Annotated in this window: 12 protein-coding genes; 4 read left to right on the top strand and 8 right to left on the bottom strand. The window is 35.7% G+C overall.

The annotated features are described in order from the left end of the window. The first annotated feature begins 35 nt into the window (after positions 1-35). The 4 genes from GXM17_RS16335 (at position 36) to GXM17_RS16320 (ending at position 6,093) form a co-directional block, all read left to right on the top strand. The gene (locus GXM17_RS16335; protein ID WP_163400438.1) at positions 36-359 is read left to right on the top strand and encodes a hypothetical protein; all 324 of its coding nucleotides are present in this window, start codon (positions 36-38) and stop codon (positions 357-359) included. A 271-nt stretch (positions 360-630) separates the two neighbouring features. Further along, positions 631-1,650: a PAS domain S-box protein gene (locus GXM17_RS16330; protein WP_163400436.1), complete on the top strand. Its 1,020-nt coding sequence runs from the start codon at positions 631-633 to the stop codon at positions 1,648-1,650. Between the two features lie 341 nt (positions 1,651-1,991). After that, positions 1,992-2,441, top strand: a complete 450-nt coding sequence (locus GXM17_RS16325; RefSeq protein ID WP_163400434.1) for a response regulator — start codon at positions 1,992-1,994, stop codon at positions 2,439-2,441. A gap of 16 nt (positions 2,442-2,457) precedes the next feature. Further along, positions 2,458-6,093, top strand: coding sequence for a PAS domain-containing sensor histidine kinase (locus GXM17_RS16320; protein ID WP_244307420.1), 3,636 nt, complete (start codon positions 2,458-2,460; stop codon positions 6,091-6,093). 92 nt (positions 6,094-6,185) lie between these two features. Here GXM17_RS16320 and GXM17_RS16315 read toward each other — a convergent pair whose 3' ends face one another. The 8 genes from GXM17_RS16315 to GXM17_RS16280 form a co-directional block, all read right to left on the bottom strand. Then, entirely contained in the window at positions 6,186-6,842 is a 657-nt protein-coding gene (locus GXM17_RS16315) for a 3-keto-disaccharide hydrolase (RefSeq protein ID WP_163400432.1), read from the bottom strand. A 551-nt stretch (positions 6,843-7,393) separates the two neighbouring features. Beyond that, positions 7,394-8,074, bottom strand: coding sequence for a hypothetical protein (locus tag GXM17_RS16310; protein WP_163400430.1), 681 nt, complete (start codon positions 8,072-8,074; stop codon positions 7,394-7,396). Between the two features lie 3 nt (positions 8,075-8,077). Then, on the bottom strand, positions 8,078-9,040 hold the full coding sequence (locus tag GXM17_RS16305) for a hypothetical protein (RefSeq protein ID WP_163400428.1): 963 nt from the start codon (positions 9,038-9,040) through the stop codon (positions 8,078-8,080). 11 nt (positions 9,041-9,051) lie between these two features. Further along, positions 9,052-13,821 (bottom strand): fibronectin type III domain-containing protein, encoded by a 4,770-nt coding sequence (locus GXM17_RS16300; protein WP_163400426.1) that lies wholly within the window; start codon positions 13,819-13,821, stop codon positions 9,052-9,054. A 33-nt stretch (positions 13,822-13,854) separates the two neighbouring features. Continuing rightward, positions 13,855-16,314 carry a TonB-dependent receptor gene (locus GXM17_RS16295; protein WP_163400424.1) on the bottom strand — a complete coding sequence of 820 codons (2,460 nt, stop codon included), beginning with the start codon at positions 16,312-16,314 and terminating at the stop codon, positions 13,855-13,857. Between the two features lie 95 nt (positions 16,315-16,409). Next, positions 16,410-22,946, bottom strand: a complete 6,537-nt coding sequence (locus GXM17_RS16290; protein ID WP_163400421.1) for a T9SS type A sorting domain-containing protein — start codon at positions 22,944-22,946, stop codon at positions 16,410-16,412. Between the two features lie 15 nt (positions 22,947-22,961). Continuing rightward, positions 22,962-24,404, bottom strand: coding sequence for a hypothetical protein (locus GXM17_RS16285; protein WP_163400419.1), 1,443 nt, complete (start codon positions 24,402-24,404; stop codon positions 22,962-22,964). Between the two features lie 3 nt (positions 24,405-24,407). Beyond that, positions 24,408-25,817 carry a hypothetical protein gene (locus GXM17_RS16280; RefSeq protein ID WP_163400417.1) on the bottom strand — a complete coding sequence of 470 codons (1,410 nt, stop codon included), beginning with the start codon at positions 25,815-25,817 and terminating at the stop codon, positions 24,408-24,410. Positions 25,818-25,819: the final 2 nt, after the last annotated feature.

The following is a 25,819-nucleotide window of genomic DNA, read 5'->3' as shown; positions in this document are numbered from 1 at the left end:
TTGTAACTTTGAAAAAACAATAAAAAGTAACAGTCATGAAAAATATAGCATTGATTTTAGGAGTTTTATTAGTTTCTTTTAGCGCTTTTGCACAAGATGAACCAACTAAAGTAAAACAGAGTGATTTAAAAGGACCGGCTTTTAAAAATTTTAAACATTGGGAGCACGAAACAGTACCTACTGCAATATATTCAGAAAACAATAAAGAAACATTGCAGGGGCCAGCATACAAAAACGCTTATCCGGTGGTAAGCACTTCAGAAAAAGAACTTGTTGAAGTAAAAATAGGTAATCCTGAAAGATTAAAATTAACTGGTCCCGCTTACAAAAACCACGGTCCATGGAGTAAAAACTGGTAATGTCTCACAAATTGAATTAGGTAATCAGGATGTTTGCCATGGTGAAGATCTGATTAAGGAGGCTGAAAACTAAAAAGGCTGTTTGAAATGTAATTTTCGGACAGTCTTTTTTGTTTTCGTTCTCTGTAACATTCTATTAAGTTCCTAATTCTGCATTGTGATCTGGTGGTTAATATAAATGTGAACGAAAGACATTAAACGATGTACTACAGCAAAACATTTCATTTTTTTGTTTAAATTTATAAGACTGACTCACCAACCTCAATGAAATATGCAGAAAAATTCTTTTCCATATCGTATTCTTATAATTGACAGTAATTTATTGGAGTTTAAGTATATAGCTGATTTGATTCACGAGAGGTTTATTTCTGCTAAGATTACTGAAGCCGGTTTTGAAAATGCTTATACCTTATTATCTCTAAATAAGTTTGATGTTATCTTAGTAAGCATAAATCAGGTAAACGAGATCGGAAAATTATATGTTGTTGAAAAAAATACAAGCGGTACTACAATAATACTAATCTCGGATATCCTGACAGAAGAAAGTTTCGGGAATTTGAAAACTACAGATGGAAATAACAATATATTCGATTATCTGCCAAAAAGCGAATTGAGTTCATTGTGGCTGTTTAAAAGTATTGTTTATTTGAGTGAAAAAAATAAATCTGAAGTCAAATACAACCGTCTAAAACGCAAATACAATAATTTATTTGAGATGAATCCGGTTCCTATGTGGATTTATGATTTGGAAACCCTAAAATTCTGGCGCGTAAATGAAGCAGCTGTGCGCAGATACGGATACAGCAAACAGGAGTTTATGCAAATGACAATAAAGGATATACGCCCTCAGGAAGATTTGGCAAAACTGGAAAAGGCTCTGGATGTCGTTCGAAAACATAAAAGGCTTTTTACTAATGGAATTTATCGCCACAAAAATAAGGATGGAAAAATATTATATGTTGAAGTTGTAAGTAATATTATCTATATTGATAAGGTAAAATACAGTCTTGTTGTGGCAAATGAAATAACAGAAACCCTGCATTATATTCAGGCAATAGAAAGTCAAAATTCGAAGCTTCAGGAAATTGCGTTTAGCCATTCACATATTATCAGGGCGCCGCTCACGAATATAATGGGAATATTGAACCTTATTAAAGAAACGGATCCTGGAAATCCGGAAAGTGCCGAATTATTAGAATACCTTTCAAAGTCCTGCAACCAGCTTGATGAAAAAATATCTGAGGTTGTAGAAAAAAGTGCCCCATATCCTCTTCCTGAAAACAAGGCATGAATCATTGTCTTTTTTTTTGATTTCTATCAAAAGTAGCAACCGTTTTCCGGCTGGCAATTATCATTTGTTAAGAAAGATAGAATCTAAAATTAAAATCCTTCGTAAAACATTGCTTTTAAGGTAAATTAGTTGAAGTTCTTTATTCTTTTATCAAAAGGAATTAAATTTATCAGCAGGGTATTGATTACGGATAGTAAAATTAGTTTTATCTTAGCAGAAACAAAATATTTTATGATTCTGAAATTATTGAAAAGATACAAATTGCCTTCTTAACAAAGCGGTTTGGTTGTCTGGATGATTTTAGTACAGATTGAAATTTTTATAACTTATCCTAATACAAAATGAATAAACAGATTTACAATCTTCTATTAGCTGACGACGATGAGGATGATTGTACTTTTTTTAAAGAAGCACTTGATGATCTGTCATTTCCTGTAACACTTGTAACAGTTAATGATGGCGTTGAACTTATGGGTTTTCTGGATGAAAAGGCTATAAATAATTTACCAGACATTCTTTTTCTGGATTTAAACATGCCACGTAAAAATGGATATGAATGCCTCACAGAAATAAAAGAAATTGAAGAACTGAAAGAGCTTCCGGTAATTGTTTTTTCAACCTCTCTGGATATGGAAATTGTCAATACGATGTATGACAAAGGTGCTTTATATTACATTCGCAAACCCGGTGATTTTTCAAAATTAAAGCAGGTAATAGCCAATGCGCTTCAGATAACTTCTGAGAATAACTTCAAAAAGCCGGAAAGAGAGAATTTTATTCTTCAACCCTAAATTTACCTGGATACGCATGAAAAATAAAGAGCATTACTTTCTGGAAGGGGGAGGCGAAATGGGGCATCTTATTCGATGCAAAGACTGGAGTAAAACGCCTTTAGGGATTCCGGATACCTGGCCACAAAGTCTTCGGACTACGCTCGGCATTATTTTAAATTCAAAATTTCCAATGTTTCTGTGGTGGGGAGAAGAACTTACGTGTTTTTACAACGATGCGTATCGTCCTAGTCTGGGAAATGAAGGTAAGCACCCAAATATTTTAGGACAAAATGCAGAGGAAGCCTGGCCTGAAATCTGGCCGGTTATATCTCCTCTTATTCAGCAGGTATTGGCCGGAGAAGAATCAATATGGAGTGAAAATCAGCTTATACCAATATACCGAAACGGTAAGATTGAAGATGTTTACTGGACATTCAGCTACAGTCCGGTACACGATGAATCTGGAAAAATTGCCGGGGTAATGGTAATCTGTAGTGAAACAACAGAAAATGTAAATTCTTTAAAAAAATTAGAAGAAAGTAATAACCGCTACTTAAATAATATCATCCAGGCTCCAACAGCCATGTGTGTTTTCAGAGGGAGAAATCATATTGTAGAAGTGGTCAATGATATGATGCTTGAGATTTGGGGAAAAAGCAAAGAAGAAGTCATAAACAAACCGATATTTGAAGGCTTGCCTGAAGCAAAAGGGCAGGGATTAGAGTCATTACTGGATAATGTGTATGAAACAGGGAAAAAATTTGTTGCAAATGAACATCCTGTTAACCTTCCGCGAAACGGAAAAATAGAAACCAGTTACATCAATTTCGTATATGAAGCACTAAAAGAATCCGATGGAACAATTTCGGGTATAGTAGCGATAGCTATTGAAGTAACAGAACAAATTGAAGCCCGTTCAAGAATAGAGGAAAGCGAACACAAAATAAGAGCATTGGTAGAAAATGCACCATTTGCTATCGCAGTATATACGGGCGAAGAAATGATTATTGAACTGGCTAACGAAGCTATTATTAATATTTGGGGAAAAGGGAATGATGTAATAGGAAAATCATTCATGGATCTTTTGCCCGAGCTGACCAGTCAATTAGTGTTTGAGCAGATCAAAAATGTATATAAAACCGGACAGCCCTTTCATACCGAAAATACGCCGCTGGATTTGCTGGTAGACGGAAAATGGGGTACGTATTATTTTAATTACGGATTTACGCCATTATATGATTTGAAGGGAAACATCTATGGCGTTATGAATACAGGAGTTGACCTGACAGATTTAAATCTTGCTAAGAAAAAAATTGAGGAGGCAGATAAACGATTCCGTAATACAGTCAGGCAGGCTCCGGTTGGTATTACTATTTTAAGAGGTGCTGACCATGTAGTAGAAATGGCCAATGAAGCATATCTTAAACTGGTTGACAGAGAAGAAACCTCTTTTGTTGGCAGACCATTATTTGATTCCTTGCCAGAAGTAAAAGAAACTGTAAGTTCGCTTTTAGATGATGTCTTAAATACGGGAATACCATATCATGGAAATGAATTACCTGTTCCGCTTAAAAGGCAAGGTATAGAAAGTATTTACAACTTTGATTTTCTTTATCATCCGCTGAAAGAACAAGACGGAAAAATTTCAGGCATTATTGTAACTGCAACAGAAGTAACGGAGAAAGTGCAGGCAAGAACGAAGACAGAACAGAACGAACAGCGTCTTAATATTATAGTTGAAGCCAGTGAGCTGGGCATTTGGGAACTGAATGCGAAAACAAAAGAGCTTACGTATTCGCAGAGATACCTTGAGATTGTTGGCGGATATAAAGAGTATTTAGAATTATCCCATGAGCAACTACTCAAACATGTTCATAAGGATGATCTGCACATTAGGGAAAAAGCGATTAGACAAGCCATTACTTCCGGAGTTCTTTATTATGAAGCAAGAGTAATATGGACTGATAAGTCTGTTCACTGGGTAGAAGCGAAAGGTAAAGTTTTCTATGACAAAGAAGGCAAACCGGAAAGATTAATTGGTACAGCAAGGGATATTACAGAATTAAAAAGACACCAGCAGGAACTGGAAGAAAGTGAACAAAAGTTCAGGCTTCTGGCCGGTGCAATGCCGCAGCATATCTGGACTTCAGATACTGAAGGGAATCTGAATTATTACAACCAGTCTGTTTATGCCTATTCTGGTTTGACACCGGAACAAATAAGGGATCATGGCTGGCTGCAAATAGTACATCCTGACGACAGGGAAGAAAATATAAAGGTATGGACGGATGCTATCACCACCGGAAAAGATTTTTTGTTTGAACACCGGTTCAGGAGATATGATGGGGAATATCGCTGGCAACTGAGCCGCGCTACCCCGAGAATAGATGAAAACGGAAAAATACAAATGTGGGTGGGTACAAGTACCGATATACATGACCAGAAAGCCTTTACAGATGAATTGGAAAAACAGGTCATGGAACGCACAAAAGAACTTAGCCTGATAAATGAGTCTCTTGAAAAAAGTGAAGAACGCTACCATTTAATGGTAGAAGAGGTACAGGACTATTCTATATTATATCTCAGCCCTGATGGTCTGGTTGAAAACTGGAACCTCGGAGCAGAAAAAATTAAAGGATATAAATCCGAAGAAATTGTTGGGAAAAATTTCTCCACTTTTTATACGGAAGAGGATCGAAAAACAGGTCTTCCTCAGAAATTATTAAAACTGGCAGAAGAAAAAGGCAAAGCAAACCAGGAAGGCTGGCGCGTAAAAAAAGATGGGACTCGTTTTTGGGCTAGTGTTGTAATTACAGCTGTGCATAATAAAAAAAAGGAACTCATCGGATTTTCAAAAGTGACGCACGATCTGACAGAAAAAAAGAAAGCAGATGACAAATTAAAACTCAATGCATCTGAACTGGAACAAAAAAATGCGGAGCTGGAGCAAATGAACAAAGAGCTTCAGTCTTTTGCCTATATCTCAAGTCATGATTTGCAAGAGCCGCTAAGAAAAATACAAACCTTTGCAACGCAGATTATTGATAAGGAATCTCGTAATTTATCGGATGTTGGAAAAGATAAATTTCAAAGGATGCAAAATGCGGCTAAGCGTATGCAGACCTTAATAAATGACCTTTTAGCCTATTCGAGAACCAATGTTCAGGAAAGAATATTTGAGAAAACTGATCTGTCAAAAATTATTGATGAAGTAAAAGAAGACTTAAAAGAAGAGCTGGAACAAACAGGTGGAGTAATCGAAAAAAACAGAACATGCGTGGCAGATATTATTCCATTTCAGTTCAGGCAGCTGCTGTATAATCTAGTGAGTAATTCATTGAAGTTTGCTAAAGTGGGAACTGCCCCAATAATAAAAATTGATAGCCAAATAATCCCTGGTTCTGCATTGGATCATAAAAAAGTAAACAAAAACAGTGACTATTGCCACATCAGTGTTTCAGATAACGGAATTGGTTTTGATCAGCAATACAGTGCTAAAATATTTGAAGTGTTTCAGCGTTTACACGGAAAACTGGAATACACAGGAACAGGAATAGGACTGGCTATCGTAAAAAAGATAGTTGACAATCATAATGGATTTATTACAGCATCCGGTGAGGAAAGCAAAGGAGCCACTTTTGACATTTATATTCCTGTAAATGAAACGTAGAATAGCCAGTGAATAATTTTCAAAACCGTTAGTTCGGGTGATTTTTTATGCAGAGAAAAGGAACAAAAAATGTATCGGAGAACGATTTTGGTTTACTCTTTAGAAATATTTTTAATGACAATATTTTTGAAGTCAATAGGCGCTCCTTCATAATTTAATGAGATTCTGCCTTCATTAGAAGAAGCTTCTGTACATTCGTTTACCAGTTTTCCGTTGAGGTATTGTGTAATTTTGCCATTAAGAGATTTGATTACAACAGAATTCCATTCGCCATAAGGTTTTTCATTTTCGCTAAATTTAGGAGAAGTAACGCTTGCACCGGCTTCAACTAATTTTCCGTTTACTTTGGCCGTTACCTGATCCAAAAAAATAAAATCGCCCGTAGTATTCTCTTTGATTTGAAACTGAATTCCTTTTGGCCAGATTTTATCAGGATAATCAGCAGGGATGTTATACATCACACCGCTGTTTTTCTTGCTTTTGGTTTTAAACTTTTCTTCAATATTCCATCTGTATTTCAAACTAAGTTCAAAATTGGTATAGCTTTTTTTTGTCATCAGATAACCGTTTGTTTCGCCATACATTCTGATCATATTATCTGAGAAATTATAAACTTCTGATGGCTGCTGTCTTTCAGTACTTTTTTTTGTAAAAGCATACCAGTCATTCAATGACAGACTTTTTTGGTGGACAGAGCATGAATTTAAAAAGAAAAGTAAAACGAGTGCAAAAGCAGTTTTCTGGAACATAATTAGAAATTTAGAAACAAATTAATCCGGTTGTTTAATACCGTAAAAATAAGCAATAGAAAATTCAGAAGATGATTTAAAATTATGTTTTTTGAAAATAAAGATATATTCAGTTCACCAACGCTGCGCAAATGTCTCCGACTTTGCGCCATTTTAAAATTTCTTAAGAACCCAATACCAATACCTGTAAAAGTCTCCGACTTTAAACGAATAATTAATACAAATTATATTTTGTAAGTGACTTAGGGTTTAAAAGATCGACCACTGGTTATCTGCTTTTTCAATTTTTATATCCCTGAAATTACAGCTTAATACTTTAAAATTTTTTATAAATATAAAGTATTTGTTTTTTATTGGAATACAAGAATTTTAGGTAAAAAGTCGGGAGACTTTTGAGAAGTTTAGGATTATAAGGGCATAAAAAAAACTGGCGCAAAGTCGGAGACATTTGCGCAGCTCTTTCATGAGAACACTTCGTGGAGCGGGGGACATTTGCGCAGCCTTTCATGAGAACACTTCGTGGAGCGGGGGGAATGTATTAGAATTACTCCTTATAAGTTATATTTAGGTTTTAAATCATCTAATCTTATTTTTAATTTCTCAAAATACGGCAGGAAATCATCAGCCATGGAAATCAGAAGAGATTCGACATAAGATAATTTTTCGTCATACTTTTCATCATTACATAATTTAGAAATTATCAATCCTCTAAACAAAAATTCTGGACCTCCTGCTAATAACTCATTCCAATATTTTCCTTCAAGTTCTAATTTATCCATTTCCGCTAAAACATTAGGTAAATAACTATATTTTTCTATAAACTTCTGACTTTCAGTTTCAATATAAGTTATTATTGATTTAGTAAAATAATCTAATTGCTCTTTATCATTTACATTATGATTTATAGAGCCATTGTCATATTTTCCTTCAAATGAAGTGTTTTTATCGAGTAGTGTATCTAAAAAATATTTTTTATCATCTAAAAAAGAATAATCTTGGTTGGGTTTTTTTATTTCAATCATTATTTCCTCAACTATTAGTATTGAAATCATAGTTTTTGACATTACTATTGATCCATTATCATTAAAATTTAAAATAAAAAATATTACTTTTTCCTTTTCTTTTAACACAAACCTAGGATCTAAACCTGTTCTAACCAAATAATAACCTTTAGGTTTTAATGATTGTGATAATTTTTCAAATACAAATTCTTTTTTATCTGATTTCGTCATAGTCTAGTTTACTTTTATTATTTTTTCAATTTTAACATTGGCAATATTATCTGTACCTGCATCTGAAATTTTAAAAATTTTATTTTTTGAAACAGTCAATGGACCTTCACGTACTAAAATTTCACCTGGTTTATCATATTTTATCGTCATACTAATTTGTCCATTTATTATTGCCCCAAATCCTTCTTTTTGTCTTTTTGTTAAAGCAGTACCTTGAGAAAGTTTATTTTCAATTATAATGGTATCCTCGATTTTTCCAAGTACGTTCTTCTTAATTAACAATACATCAGCTTTCATAAATCCTCCAGTAGTTACAAGAGGAACTTCTGTTAAGACATCATAAAGTTTAAGCTCATCTACTGTTAAACCTAAATTTTTAGCTAAATCTTCGAATAATTTTCCTGATTTAAGTCTTATTGCATCAGTAATGTTTTTGCTGAGGCGATTACCGGTAGCAACTACATCTCCAAAATTAGATATTTTTGAGCTTCTGTTTATCCAATTTTCTAATTTTTCTTTAGAAGCAGATGAGGAGGCTAATTCTCCAATGTCATCAGCGAAATTTTCATAATCGGCTCTTGTATATTTATTTTTATGACCAACTATTGCTTGTGCATATCGATTGTCAGAATTTAATAATGCAACAAAGTCACTATCACAATCATCAAGAAATTTACTAAGAGTTGCACCTGCTTTATCATCAGTAAGTTGAGAAATAAACTTTTGAGCATCAGGGCTTAGTTTTTCAAACTTCTTAAGATATGTTGCATTTTTAAGAACGTAAGTACTTCCTCCATCATACAAGCGTTGATAAACTCCAAAACCGTCTTCACTTTCGTTTATAAATTTTTGAAATTCAGCACTTCCTGCCTCTAAATCTTTTTTAAGCTGGGTAAACCAACATTGTGCATTAATACTGCAAATACTTAATAGATTTATTATTATAACAATAAATATTTTTTTCATTTTGTTAATTATTAGTTGCACAAAATTGCGGTTGGGTTTTTCTTTCTATATTTTACCCAACCATTCAGTAATCCTGAATCTTCTTTTTGTAATAGTTTTACAACTTCTTCTCCCGCATTAGCAAAATCCTCTTCAAACAGTTTTTTTAATGTAGCAGGTATGCGGTCATCTTTTGATAATAATTTAATTTGGTCTTCGAAACTTCCAGGAACTCTGATTGGATTTTCAATATTATCTTTATAAAGTTGATCAATATCGATATCTGCTTCTTCAACTGCGTTTTCAAATTCATTGTAAGAGTTACCACCTTTATTTAATTTTGTCATGACTTTATTTGTTGCTATTTCTAATCCGGTAGTTGATATTGAAGCAATAGAATAAATCATAAAAAATTTGTTCCATTTTTCTTTTTGGGCATCAGTTAATGAGTTGTCAGAGTTATTGATGTAGACATCAGTAAGACCAAAACCAACATCGCCAAGTGCTTTTAGACCGAGATATGTTGCATAAGCAGTCCGTCCGGCTCTATAAAGTCTTATGGCAGCAGTAATTTCTCCCACACCAACTACAGTTAAAGCCACTTCACCAGCAATTTTTGCAGATTTCCATTGTGCAGCTCTTGTATCTTTATGAAATAATTGATATGCACAAATTGCTGACATTTGAACTGTTTGATTTTTCTTAAATTGAAAGTTTCCTCCAAAATTTACATCATCAGCAAAATTTACGGTGACATATTCATATGGATCTTCAACTATGTTATATAAATTTTCCGAAAACCATTGTTTTACTTTTAATTCTACTTTTCCATCTATAGATATTGATTCACTATTAAGCTTGAGGTAAGCAGGACTGAAGGTTAAATATTTAGCAGGATTAATTCTAAATTCAGGAGCAGGATAGACTTGATGTGTCATTAAAATCATAGAGTTAATAAATGATTCATAATAAATTCCGCTTATTCCATTGATAAAATGGAATAAATATTTTTTAGCTCTTATATGATTTATAATCTGCTTTTTTTTGTCTAAATCATTTCCTTTAGCGACTTTATCAAGAATGACAGTTAGTATTTGTTCGGCACATATAGGATCACCAATATTATGATTTGTAATAAATCTTGCATTTTCTATAAGATCGATCAAATCTTTGCTTCTTTTTGCATCTAAATCAGCAAATGGAGTTGTTAGTAAACGTGTCAATCTCATATCAGAAGGGAAAACAAAAATATTGTCTGATCCTTTTGTTATTTTAAAGTTGCTGTCTACATCTTCTATTAAAGATTCAATTGTAGTATAGTTATGCGTTTTGATTCGTTGTATGGCATCTGAGAAATCTTTTAAACTCTTAAGCGTGTTGTTTAAATTTTCAGTTGTATAAGGTGCAGATTTATTGACGTTAGACCAGAATAAATTTCCATCATTCCTCAGTTTTGTTATATAACTATTGTAATTGTCTTTACCAATTATATCACCAATACTTGCAATCTCAATTAAAATTTGTACATCTTTTTCCGGAACTTGAGATTTATTATAAGCATATATTTCTTTTCCTGTATCTTTCAAATCTTCAAGAGAAGGTTTTCCGCATGAGAAAACTCCCTCAGGCTTTAATGTTTGTAGTAATTTGTTAATATTATTTTTATTAGTCATTACAATGTCATGAGTCGATTTGTAATAAGTATCTTTTCCGCAGCCTCCTTCATACTTGTATAAGTATACAGGATTTTTACTGGAATTAGATAATTTAACTGAGGTATCTATTTTAAGCCTTATTGTATCTTTGTCTTTATAGTAATCTCCCTTTTCTGGAAAGTAAGTGTAATAGGCATTTTCTTTTGCTATGTAAATTCTTCTAATAGTTCCTTCTGGTCTTAGGTTTCCAGAAGTTTCAACAACAGGGATATACTCTTTTTTTCCTACAAAGGCTTTCCAGCTCGTTGTATACCAAAGTCCACTAAGTAAAGCTCCATCAGCACTCTTCTGAAACCCATAAAACTTCCACCCACCGCTATGGATAATATCCCAGTCGTTATGAGACAATACAGTACCGTCTCCATAATCCATTAAAAGATCCGTTTTTCTTGATTCTGCTTCAGTTGAGAATGGGTGTTTCAGGCCAAAAATACCGTGACCTAATTCGTGTGCGGCCGTTTTTAGGTTACCGTTGTTAAATACAAAAGCATATTGTCCCCCAAGAGGCATAAAGCCCTGATAGCCATTCTGCCCTGATTTTCCGGTGTAGATAACATAATAGGTTTTGTCGTTGTATTTAAAATCGGTACTGGATTCTATAGCGCTTATGATATTGTTTTGATCAAGTGTATAAACATCAAAAACTCCGCTTTCCCCACATTGTATTTCGTTTGGTAATGCTCCCGAAATTTTTACATTTTGGGTCGTAACATCAAAGGTAATCCCAACTTTGTTATAGACTTCGTTAAAGAAATTTTTGGCTTCATCAGTGGCTGGTGTCTTTGCTCCGTTTACGCTTAAAAGGGTAATATTTATAGCAGGTTTTTGGGTTAATTGCCAGATGTTTACTTTTCCGGCAATGTCTGATTTTCCGTCAATTGTTTTGGCGGCATCTTTTGGATCTTTTTCTTTTGCGCCTTTTACGGTAGCAAGGATACTTTCTTTAAAAAAGTTTAAAGTTCTTTTGACTGTTATCTCGGCTTTTGTGGCACTTGTCCATTTTACATCAACAGCAACTCCTGTATTGGTTTTAAAAAAGATATCGTCTTTTGTTTTTCCGTTTTTAAATTCGGCTTCAGCTATTAATTTATCCGGGCCATTTAAATCTGAAACAGCTTTGTAATTAACTGCATAAGTACCGCCGCCTTTTACCGGAATGGTCTCATAAGTAGCTTTAAGTTTTTCAGGGCCCGACTTAGGCAGTTCATCAAAAGCATAGAGCGCTTTTGGAGCATCTTCAAAAGTAATCGTAACATCAGGCGAGGAGATTTGTGTTACTTCACCGCTGCTGGATACGCCATTGGTATTAGCCGCAACTGATTTGCCGCCTTCGGCTCCCTTGATAAACGTAGGTTCGCCATTGCCATTGGCAGGAATGTTAACAATATTTCCGTTTTTATCCGTATAAACCTGATCGTAAACCGATTTTTGTATCACTGTAGATTCACCATTGGCGCCTAGTATCGTAGTACTTCCGTCAGGATTTAATACGGCATCTTTGACCTCATAAGATATTTTGCCTTCAATTGGTTTTCCGTTACTGCCAAGAACATCGTTAAAGACTTTATCTGCATCGAGCATCTTATCCCAATTATCTTTGTCATAACTCGCAACGATCTCACCCGAAATCAGTTTGAAATCGGTATTGACTCCAATATTGGTAAAAGTAATTTTGATACGGGAGAATTGACCAATATTGATTTTCTCTCCGCCAAGGGCATCGGCAGCATCAATCAGTTTTCTGAATTTTTCGAGGAAAGGCAGGGTTACATAACCGTCTCCGGTAAAGGTGCCGTTGCTTCCGGTACTGTGAAGGACTACAATAGGGAAGTCACCTGCCGTAACGACATCATTCGGGAAAAGCTCAGGAAGCGGATTTTTGTTGGCTAAATCATTAGGATCAGGCTTGATACCACAACCCTGAAACGCAATTTCATCTCTTACAAGGGTTGTAAATTCTTTGATGGTGCTGTGGGTGTATTTGCCAACATCACAGGATGCCCCCACGGTATATTCATAGGTTGCATTTGGTTTTAAATTGCTTATTGTAATGTTTTCTCTTGGGGTAACGAGTTTATACCACTCTGAGTCCGCATTTTTTTCACGGTAATTTATCTGATAATCATAATTGTCGATATTCCCGCTCCAGGTTATTTTGGCCTGATTTTCACTGACTCCCGAAGTGGTTATGGCAAGTGGGGCAGTACAAAAAGATTCGTAATCAAAAGAAAAGATTTCGCTATAGCCATTGTTCTTAAAAACACCAATTTCTTCTGCGCCAAAAATAGCTTTTGCCTTGATGCGCCAGGCATATTTTTTGCCCGGAAGCAGCTGAGGTTCACTAACGCCATATTGCAGTGTAGTATTTCTGGTAGTGGTAGTATATAATGGAGGGGAATAAGCAAATGCGTTTTGAACCGGCGTGTATTTGTCCCAGATTTCAACTATCGAAAACTCATATTCTACATTGCTCACGTTGATGCTTCGGGGAGTCCAGCTGAAAACAATGTTCTGAATATTCTGCTGCATAAAAGAAGCATTATTCAGGGGCAGATTTAGAAACGGAGGTTCGTTCTGAAAAATAATAGTACTGGTTCCGGTTTTTTTAGACAGTTTTTTGCCTGTAGCAAAATCAGATACTTCTACGTAAATATTGTAAGCACCTTCCGGCAATGGCTGTGCATACTGATTTGGATTCAGTCCCAACAGGTTCTGATATTCAAAATAAGGGGCAAGATCGATATTGGTTAACTGTAATGGAACACCTCCTTCGAGATACAACGGACGCGCTCCTGTAACAAAATCATTTGTACTGAAAGAAATTCCGTTGCCCTGAAAATAAATTTTCAGTTTTACCTGCCTGCTGGAGATGGTCAAATCGTTTAAAACCAGCTGAATTTTTATCGGACTGTTTATGGTAGAAGGATCTGCATAATGGCTCAGATAAATAGGTGAGGGCTGCGAAATTTGTGTAGATACCGATATAGGAAAGGTTTGTGCATAGGTTCCAAATCCGATAAGGGAACTCAACAATAATAAGTACAGATGTAATTTTTTCAGCATTTTGGGTAATTGAGGTTTATCCATTATTTTGTTAGTTTTATATCTTACGAGATGCTTTTATTTTTGAATATATTTTAAATCGATTTCATCATTTGAAGCGTTTTTAATCGCCAGATCATAATAAAACGGAATTGCTTTTGTCTGGATAGCATTGACTATTTCGGCTGCATTTTTCTTTTCTTTTATTAACTTAAAAATAGCGCCGACAGCTTGTTCGCCAAACGCAGCTGCATTTTCGTTCTGCTGGATTTCTTTTGCAGGTGTTTTTGCGGCTAATGCTATTTCGTTGAGCATCCATCTGTGATTTTTTAGCTGGTTGCGGCTGTTGTCGCTTCTTTCGGCAAGTTTTAGATACGAATTATAACTCGTTCTGTTGGTCGCATCAGCTTCATTTACCCCGTGCATCGGATGGCCGTTTACCCTTCCCAGGGCAGCTACATAAACATTTTCAAGGCTTTCGTCTCTTTGTTTCATGTCATTTTCCAGCTTTTGACACGCCTGGACAAAATAGTCGTTGTATTTTTCTAAAGTCTCTGCTTCAGTTGCATAGGCTTCCAGATAATCCAGGACTTTTTCTTTTAAATCCTTGTCATCGGGAGTAAGGGTGGCAAGCGTTATTAAATGTTCTAAATGGGCTGTCGATTCTGCAGGTAAAGAATGCAAGTCAAGCTGTTTCTCTTTCAGTTGTGCAATAATTTGATCTCTTGTTCCTTCAAACTGCTGATCTTTAAAATTGATTTTTAAAACAGGTTCAGCAGTTTTTTTCTCTGTTACCGCTTCTGTTTCAGGCTCCCTTTTCGGGCGTAATTTTATTTTATCAAATGAATAAGTATAAGAAAGGGTAGCGGTAAAATCATTGTTTTTCTGGGATGCTGAGTTGCTGAATAATGAAATTACACCCATATTAAAATTGTGGTTCTGGAGATAGATGTAAGATCCGTTAAGCCTGAAGTTTAAAATATCGTTCTGCTTATCGCCATTGTTGTAACTGGTATTGTAGCTTGTTGAGGCATTGGCAGTCAGTTTTTTATCGAAAAACAGTTTTGAAGCTCCAATGGTTGGTCCAATGATAAAACTGTTTCCCGAACCGGTGTTTCCGTAGGTGTTGTTTATAGATCCGGTAAAGTTCAGGTCCTTTTCGGGATAACCAATCATATAAGATACTCCCGAATTATAGTAGGTTGAAGCACCGCCTTCTATTGTTCGGCCTTCCTGCTGATTTATAGCATCCTGCATAGAAAAATTAGCACTCAGGGCTTGCTTTAAATGTTTGTCATTTTTTAATAAATAATTGATATTCAAAGAAGCGTTCTGGTTTACCTGTCTGAAATTCAGAGTATCCAAATATTCGTAATCAGAAGTCTGGTTGATGTAGTCAAACTGGTTTCTGCTGTTGGTATAGGATTGAAAATTCGAATAGTTTACACTCAGGTTCAATTTTTCATTAGGTCTGTAATCAGCATTAATGGAGGATACCAGACGTTTCATCTGACTTTGTTTTTGCTTGTCAAGGTTATCCTTTTGAAGTCCAAGGTTTAATGCTAATGAAACCTTGTCTTTCCATATATTCTGTGTTGCATTTACGGTAACGTTTTCCAGATCGTTATTGAAATAATAACCTCCTAAAGTCCTGTAATTAGGGTCGATTCTTTCATAACCCAGTCCCAGCGTTCCTTTTCCGGCAGGATAAGTCAGTTGACCTTTAAAAGCATCATAACTGCTAGTAGTGCTGTTTTTGTTTAAAAATAAAGAAGAAAGACTGCTTCCTTTTCCATTCCCATCAGCACGTGTATCTTCGGTAATGCTGCTGTTGGCATATTCTGCGAAAACCTGTAATTTTTTTAAAAGTTTAAAAGAAGACTCAATACTGATGGAAGCATTTTCTTTTGGAGATACACCTAATTCAAAAGGAATCGGGGTTGATAATGAACTGGCTTCGTCTTTTGCCCTAAAGAAAGTCAGCCCCAGATTTACTTTTTCAAAAGCGTAAGAGGTTTTAAAACCGTACCCTAATCTTTTGTAGGTCGGTACAATATCAGGATAAGCAATGTTGTATTCGCTGCTTTTTAATAATCGTCCGTACATCGCACTGACTTTAAAATTGCCCTGAGGAGTAAGATCGACACCAACTCCTGAAAACTGATGACCGCTTAACGTATAAGGTGAAAAAGTCATGCTCACATCACCAATATGACCGGTAATCCATTTGTAAGAAGGATGTATGATTAACCGGTTCATCAGCAAAGGTTTGCCATATCCAAATTTTTGATTGGTGTAGGAAAACGAAAATGGCAAATTGTATAGACCAGCTATATTTAAATTGATGTTTCCATTAAGAAAAAAACTGAATGGATCCCTGACTGCATTCCCCGAATAGAAAACGGAACTGGCAGATGCCCCGCCGCTTACATTCACTAATTTGGCTTTGCCTAGTTCCTGTACATTGAAGTTCTGTGAAAAACCAAATACACTTATAAGAAGCAATGCTGTATTAAATAATAGTTTCTTTAAAATCATTCTTTATCTGCTATGAGCATCAAATACCCGAAAGTTATTTCGCTTTTTGAATTCTTAATTATTACTTGAAATGGATGTTTGTATTTGATAATAAATTACTGAATGATAATTTTTCTCAGTTTGCTTCCTTGCTGCGATTCAAAGAGTACAAAATATAATCCCGGAGGAAGTCCGCCCAGATTAAAATTGAACAGGTAATTATCCTTACCGTCTCCAGTTTTCGAATCGATAAGCAGATTGTTGTTCAGATTGTAAACTTTTACATTTGCAGGCATGACTTTATCCAGAGTTACATCTACTGTAAAAATTCCCTGTGACGGATTTGGATAAATTTTCAGGTCAAACTTTTTCTCATTAATTGGTTCGTCATCAGGGTTTCCTTCATATTCACCTTCGGTAACCAGAATCTGTTTCGTCTGAAAAGCGGTACAGTTTCCTTTTTTAGTATTTAAAGTAACATCATACGTTCCGGCTTCGCTAAAACTGATTTCAGCATAATCCTTATTTTTAGTAATAACATTTGCTTTGGCTGGCAAAATCCATTCGATTTCATCAGCAGCTGGATTAGAGATATCTACAATTACAATTTTTTCGTTTTGAAATACCTGACTTGATACCGCAAATTCAGCGCTAATAGCGGTATTTTGACTAAATATCTGAATCGTATCAGTAGCCTCACAACCTAATTTGTTGGTCACGGTCACCGTATAATTGGCAGGTTCAGAAACTGTAATCATAGCATTGTTGCTTGAGAAACCTTTATCAGATTTCCACTTATAGGTCGCCTGGTCATCGTTTATAGCAGCGTTAATTGTCAGAGTCTGTTCCCAGCACAGTGTTACATCATCACCAAGATTTATGACATCTTTTGGAGGATCTACAATGGTATAATTTCTTGAAATAACACAGCCTTTAGAATCTGTAATAGAAACTGAATAGTCTCCTGCCGGGGCGTTACTTAAAGTATTTGTTTTTTCACCGGTATTCCATAAATAAGTATAAGGAGCAATTCCGGCAATAGGAGTTACTGTAATTGTTGCATCAGAACCGCCATAGCAGGTTGGTATTTTTGTATTTGCTGAAGCGTCAAGATGTACAGGCGCTGTCAGTGTAATGGTTTTGGTAATAGTACAGCCATGACTATCACTTACAACAACAGAATAATTTCCCGGAGGAACGTTTTGAATACTGGCTGTTTTAGCTCCGGTATTCCAGGCATAATTATAAGGCTGGGTTCCTCCGGATGGTGTTGCATTAATTGTCCAGTCATTAAAATCCCCGCAAAGCACGTAGTCTGAAGTTAATGAATTGGCTAAAACAGCAGGTTCGGTAACCGTTAAAATTGGGCTCGTAGCTTTATTGCCGTTAGAGTCGGTAGCAATTACAAAATAAGAACCTTTGCCTATCCCGTTTAAAATAGTAGTTGATGCCAGTACAGTTGGATTTCCATTCTCTAACCACTGATAGGTATAAGAATCGCCGGGTTTTAAAAATCCGCCGGTTGTGGTTGGTTTTAAGCTTCCGTTTTTATCGCCATTACATAAAATAACATTTTGAACAGCAATAACGGTTTCCAGCAATGGAGGTTCTGTTACTTCTAATAAAGGCGAGGTCAATTCACAGCCTTTTGCATCTGAAACGATCACATAATATTTCCCAGCAGCTAAGTTAGTTGCTGTGTTAGTATTTTGGCTGATATTAGTATTGTCACTTTTAAACCATTTATAAGTATAGCTGCCGTTACCGCCCTGAGCAGTAATAGCAGCAGATCCGTTGCTTAGCCCTTTTCCGGTAGCAGCAGATGTGCTGGCAGTGCTGCTTAATGCCGTTGGAGAAGTAATTTTGATAATAGCGTTTGGACTTTCACATCCCTGAAAATCTTTAACATAAATAGTATAATCACTTTGTGCTAAATCTGAAATAGTAGTATTGGTTGCATTGGTAAAACTTTGCCAGTCTTTAACTAATATTCCTTTATTAAAATAGCGATAACTAAAATTTCCATTTCCTCCTGAAGCAGTAAGTGTAATTTTTCCGTTGCTGTCCCCTAAGCATTTTACAGGTTCTTGTGTAGTTGTGAAGGCTAACGGATCCGGCTGAGTGACAATAATTGTGTTACTTGTCACTTCCACCTTTTTGGAATCTTTTACTACAGCATAATAATTGCCCGGTTTTGCATTCAAAAGAATATCATTGTCCTCGTTGACTAATAAAGCATTATTTCTGTACCATGAATATTTTTTCTGCCCATATCCGCCATCTGCATTTATTTTTATAATAGCATTATTGGCATCATAACAACTTATATTTTGAGTTTGGTTTACACTAATGGTTAATGGATTATCCCTGAAATCAAAGTCTGTATATTTTGTACACCCCGTGTCATCTTTCGCGGAGATATAATAATGGTCTTTAACCAGCCCTGTAAAATCTGCTGTTTTTAAAGAACTATCAGAAATCGTTTTTAGTATTATTTCAGTTCCTGAAGTATTTTTTGTATAAAACTTATATTCATAATTTGGTTTTCCGCCCGTAACTTCAAAATGTAGTGTACCATCATTACCATTCAATGCAGTAGGATTCGTATAAGTTATTTTATCGATATCAAATTTAAAATCATCAGGCTGTGTGATTTCAATATCTTCGAGGATACCAATACAATGAACAGCATCGCTGGCATTATAATTTGCATCACGGACTTCAATAGCATATATGCCTGCATACAGTTGGTTTAATGCAGTAGGAGTAAAGTTTTCGTAGATATTGGTTACTGTATTTTTTTTCTTCCATTGGTAGGTATATTCAGGGGCAGTCGTAAGCGGAGTTCCGCCTGATACGGAAATAGTTATTGAACCATCCTTATCTCCAAAACAGTTAACGTTGGTTTTTGAAACTAAAGAAACTACAATTGGTGTAGGCTGCGTAAAAAGTACATCAACAGTATTTGAGTCAACTCCGCTTATGTCAGTAGCAGTAAGGGTGTACTCACCATCAGCAATATTGGTAAAACTAGCAATATTCCCGCTGATCGAGTTAACAGCTCCGCTAGTTTTATTCTTCAATTTATAAGTATAAACTCTGTCCGCCTGATTCTGATTGTAAGTCGCTCCTCCCGTTGCTGTGGCTTCTAATGAACCTAATAAACCGTTGCATTTTGAGCTCTGATGTGTTTCGGTAAGAACAGGTTTTGCAGGCTGGTCAATTGTGTAAACACCCGAAGCTGTACAACCGCTCGCATCGGTTACCAAAACGCTATAAGTTCCCGCAGCTGCATTTATTAAATTCGGGCTATTGGCTCCCACTACAGAACCTGAGTTGTTTTTCCATTGGTAGTTATATCCGATAGTACCTCCTGAAGCCGTTATTGCTATTTTTCCGGTCGTTAGTCCAAAACCTGTAGCAGGGGTTACAGTACTGTTTGCAATATATACTGAAGCAGAAGGTTCTGTAATTGTAATAGTTTGCTCAGGAGTTTGGCAATTATTGGCATCGCCTACTTTTATAATGTAGGTACCGGCACTTAAACCCGAAATGATACCATTTTGATAGTCTATTGTTCCGCTGCTATAAATAGTGTAAGGTTTTGTGATGTCGGAACTTTTCGTTCCGCCTGAAATGTTTAGTTTTATACTGCCATTATTGCCTTCAAAGCAGGATACATTTTGTGTAGTATAAGTAAAAGTCAATAGGTCCGGTTCAGTGATAGTAAAGGTATTGGTACCAAAAAGGGTATTGCTATTAGCATCCTTAACGGTAACAACATAATTACCTGCCCCTAAACCAGATGCTTTTGAAGTCGTTGACTCTGCTAAAATTGTCTCAGTTGAAGTATATTTTGTTCCCGTTGTTGTGTTTCGCCACTCAAAACTGTATTCTTTAACACCACCTTTTACTATCATGGTATATTCTCCCGAAAGATTTCCCTTGCAGGCTATGTCTGTAAAAGGAGTCTGGGTTAAACTAACCACCTCTAACTTATCAGGTTGATTAACGGTATAGTTAATTTCCGGTAGTGTACAGTTATTGGCATCTTTTACAAGTAAATGATACACGCCAGCAGCTAAACCGGTAATTGAAGATCCGGTACCAATTATCGTTGCCGATGTATCTTTACGCCATTGATAAGTATAATTTGGGGTTCCGCCGGAAACTGTAACAGATATACTTCCGTCAGCGGTTTCAAAACCCTTCAGATGAACAGGTCCAGGGCTTGAAACTTGTAGTGGGGCAGCAGGTTGTGTGATTGTAACAGGCTGGTTGAGAGTAGCAGTACATCCGTGCCCAACGGCATCGGTAACAATAACATTGTATTCGCCTTTTTCAAGCTGATTTAAATTACCTGTATAGATCACACCATTTTTAGTCCATTGCTGTGTGTAAGGAGCAGTTCCTCCCTCAATAGCAATTTCGATGGCTCCGGTTGTGTCACCATGGCATAAAACATTGGTTTGTTTGGCAAGTGATACTTTTAATACGTCAGGCTGTGTCAATTTAAAATTGAGTTGTTGTGCAGCAGCAAATGGTCCCGGCTCAGGGTTTGCACTATCTGTTACATAAACGCTGTAGTCGCCAAATCCTATAGCTGGGAGGCTCGATGAATTTTCCCCGGATAGTGTGACCCCATTCTTTTCCCATCTGTATTTATAAGGAGCAACTCCCCCTGTAACTTCTGCGACCAGCCTGCCATTAGAATCTCCATTACACTTAATAAATGCAGATTCTTTTATAGTAACTTCCAGTTTAGGCTGCTCATCAACAGTGAAAGTATATGGAGTTGACAAACATAATTCTTTATCAGATATCGTTAAGTAATAAGTGCCTGCCTTTATGCCATTTAAATCTCTTGTACTTGCCGAATAACCATTATTGGATGTCCATTGGTAGCTATAATTTCCATTTCCGCCCAATGGGTCAGAAGGAAACAGAATAGATCCCGTACTTTGACCGTTGATAGCAACATCTTTAATTGCTGGTGTAGGTATGGTTATTTTTTCGGGCTCAGAAATTACAATACCGGTTAGTGTTTTTTCGCATCCATTTGCATCTGTAACAGTAACAGAATACGTTCCTTCGGTTAAGCCTGATCGGTCTTTACTTGTTGGGCCATCATTCCATTTGTACGTATAACCGCATGTTCCTCCACTCACACTAATTTCAATTTTACCGTCATTTCCGCCATTACAGGAAACATTTTGTTGCTGGGTTGCAGCATTACTTGTAACGGATAATTCCTGTACAGGTGATGTAATTGTATAGGTTATAGAAGTTACTGGAATCATTTTATCATCCATTACCTGAACGGTATAAGAACCTTCTGAAAGATTTTTTATCTCTGCATTTGTTTCATTATCAATTTTATCAGCACCTTTATACCATTGATATTTATACTCAGAGTTACTGGAAAGTGTTCCTCCGCTAGCCTGAACCTTTAATGAACCGGTATTGACACCATAACACAACACATTTTGCTGGGTTACTAAAGTTACCGCCAATGCTTCTAATTTTACTGTAGAAGATAAAGAAGTACAATTATTGGCGTCTTTTACAAAAACTTCATAAGTCCCATTTTCAAGATTTGTAATGGTATTGCTGCTGTAGTTTGTAGTAATTCCTCCTTTGGTAAGGAAGTAGGTATAAGCGCCTGTTCCTCCGGTAGCTGTAATCGTTATTTTTCCATCATTGCTGGTTGCATTTGTTGGTTGTGTTGGTGTTATGGAAGAGATATTTAGTACTGGGGGAGCTGTGATTATGATATCATCAGTACTATAGTATTTACAATCATTAGTATCCGAGATTGTGTAATAATAATTTCCTGGAACTAAACCTGCTCTGTCTGGTTGTCCTGCAATATGAGTTGTAATGACACCGTCATTCCAAAGGATGGAATATCCGGCAGTGCCGCCATTAATGGTGAGTGATATGGTGCCATTACTGCCTCCATTACAGCTTACATTTGTTTTAGATTCTGTTACCGTTATAGGAGCTGATGGTTGGGTTATTATAAACTCATTAGACGATTCAGTATTAGCAGGAATAGACTTATCGGTTACTTCTACTTTATATCTTCCTGCTGTCAATGGCTTAGAAATTGATGCTCCAGTACGGCCTGTACTTACAAATTCACTTCCATCGTGTTTAAACCATTCATACGTATAACCTGTCCCTATAGTTCCTCCTTGGGTTTGTAAAACTGAAAGCGTTCCTGTGTCTCCGCCATGACACTTTATTGCAGTACCTTCAATAGTAACAACCAACTTGTCTGGCTGATTTATTGTAAACTCATAAGGTTCGCTTTTACACCCGGATTCTTTTTCCTCTGCTATAATAATATAATCTCCTGCCGTTAGTTTTGTCAAATCAGAAATAGGAGTATTTGGTATTACATTTTTCTTTGTGAGGATATAATTATAATTATTTGATCCGCCTTTAAAAGTAATAACTATAGCCCCATTATTTCCCCCAAATACTGTTGCTGAAATAATGGTAGGAGTTCCATCAATCTCAATAGGCACAGGATTAACAAAAGTTACCGTTCTTGATCCTTCTGATAAGCCAGAGACAGTAGCCTGAGTTGTTTGAGAGTAACCCAAAAATCTTGTGAAAACCAATAGTAAGAGTAAATATTTTTTCATAGTTTTATTTTAGGATTATTGCTCGATGCATTTATTGGTATCAGTTACTTTGATGTTGTATTTTTTTAATTCCAAATCTTTTAATTCAACTGTGGTTCTATTTATGTCAGAAGAATCAAAACGGATTCTTTTAACCTGTGACACCCCATCGATAATTTCAGTTTCTCCGTTTAGATGATCATAATAATAGGGTGGGATACCGCCACTTGCTTCAATGGTTATGTCAACTTTATCGTTATAACATATTGGATTATCTGCCTTGACTTTAAAAGTAAGAGGCTTAGGTTCTGTGTAGGTAAAATTGAATTCTGGCGGGGAATATAAAACTCCTCTCATAATAGGATTTGAAGCTGCATTAGGATTTGGTATTTGTGCCTGATATTTTATCCTATAGGTATGTCCAGTTTCTAATTGTTGAAAATTGGTGTATGTATATTTTTTGCTGTCATCGGGATATGATACAGGTCCGTCAACCTGCATGAATATTTTTGAATCATTATTGATATCTACAACAGAAATTGAAGCCAATTGTTCTCCTATAACAGAATTCAGTTTCTCGTTAAATGTTACAGATAATGATTTTACGATATCCCCATTGCATCCAGGGCCTTCAAAAGAAACTTCTGAAACAGTTGGTCCACAGGCTGAATAGATTAAAGGAAATACTGTACCTCCTGCAAAAACCATTGAGTCATAGCCCATACGGAAGTAGATAGTTTTACCAAGGTAATTCAAATGATTATTTCCTAAAAGATCATTAATCGTAAAACCTGGATTAGCTTTATGAAATTCTGAGGGTACATCACGCCATGTAATTTTATTATCTAAACTATATTGCCAGTTATAAATTTCTGCAGGAAACTCTTCGGGATAGGCATATACCCCAAATTGCTCATTAGCACAAATAGTTTTAGTTCCAGTAGCTGGATTTCTGTTTGGAGGGAAAGCTATAGAAACATTTGGTTTAAATGATTTTACATAAAAATTTCCCATATAAGTGTGAATTTTATCAAATTCATTGACATTGCCAGCCATTAGTAAATTATTAAACTCAATATTATATTCACCAGAATCTACATGATATAAATTTTTTCCATTATAAAATACGAATGAAACATCGATAAAATAATCGATAAATTCCCTCTCCGCAGGTACATTTAGAAAGTTGATATAGGTTAGATTTGATCCGTAAGTTTTTCTTATGTAATAACCAAGATTATCATCAATATGACTGTCGTAATTGTTGTCACTACTTTTCATCTTTATCAATCTGTTACTGTTACCATTTAAAGCCCAGCATAGATTTTCAGCTGAAACACTGGGATAGGTATTAGAGTACTCTTGAGCTTTTTCAGGCGATGGCTGTCGCTCGTAGGCAATAACGATGTCGTAAGTAGCCTGAGCCTGTATATAACTATTCAGGAAAAAAACAAAAAATAATAAGCATATTTTTTTCATAAACTAAGGATTTTTTTCAATGCAGTTATTCTCATCCATTACTTTAATACTATTTACCGCTGTTGGGACTAATCCTTTGACATGATAATAACCGTCAGCTTCCTTTACAGGTTTAGGGCTTGTTTTTTCTACACCATCTACATAAAATTTATAGTCACCTGTTCCGCCGGTAACAGCAATAGATACTTCTGCAAGATCTCCAAAACATATAGGGTTATCTGCTTTTTTTATTTCAAATTTTAGGACAGCAGGTTCATTATAAGTAAATTTCTTTGCAGAAACCATTAATCCTTTTGGTATTTTTTCAGTGCTAAATGGGTGGTTCATTTGTGCCTGATACATTACTTCGTATTCGCGACCATTTTCTAAACCTGAAAATTGTAAGAAGTTTGAATACGAATAAATTTTAGAATCATCAGGGTATGTTACATTACCTACAGAAAACATTGGCGTTGTTTTAATCGGAGAGGCATTGTTTGTTGTTTCTCTTATATATAATTGATATATTGACTCTCCCTTTGAAGCATCCAAAGGTCTGTCAAAAGAAATTTCTAGCTTTTGTATAGCATCACCATTACATTTAGGACCTTCATAATTCACATCGGTTACAACGGGAGCACAAGGAATATAATTTATTCTGATAGTATTGGTTGAAAAAGGTCTGCTTGGACCATCATTATGATAACTGGAGTAATTTATAGGGGTAAGACTTCCTCCTCCATAGCCGATTCTAAAATCGATTGGCCCAAAATGATTAACATGATCGTCCCCCAAAATATCATAGATTGTAAAATTGGAAGTTTTTACATTCGTAATATCAAGTCCATTAACTTTTTTTGCAGGTACGTCTTTCCAGGTAGCCTTGTTATCTAAAGAGTATTGCCAATGATAAACTTCTTTATGAAATCCATCTGGTGTTACAGCAAGATTTAACATTTCTCCGGCACACACTTCAGTTTTTGAGCCTATATTATTTATGGAGAGATTATTGGGTTTTATGTCAGCATTATAAAATCTAATAGGGCAAATCATACTGGTAAAACTGTATAAACCATTTTCTATAAAGTTGCCAACAGGAAATAAATAAATCCTTTCCTGGCGGGGAGGATTATAGTACGACTCTTCGTCTTCGCATTCACAATGAAAGGTCAGTTCAAAATTAGATTGATTTAGGTTTGAAGGTACATTTGTATAAGTAACAAATTTTGTTTTAACATTTCCTATAACAGGATCAGGAAGGATATCGCGATCTACATAACCATTAAAAGAACAATAATAATCTCCTGCTGAATAATTAGAAGGGCAGCCAAGATCACCAAAAAAATCTATACTGTAGGTGAACGTATATGTTGGTGTTTGCCCAAATCCATTCAGAAAAAAGCAAAAAAACAATAAGAAGTAAAGTTTTTTCATAT

This window comes from Flavobacterium fluviatile (genome assembly GCF_010645065.1).
GTDB lineage: Bacteria > Bacteroidota > Bacteroidia > Flavobacteriales > Flavobacteriaceae > Flavobacterium > Flavobacterium fluviatile.
Note: the sequence above shows the minus strand (reverse complement) of the source record. Positions and strands in the feature narration are given on the sequence as shown.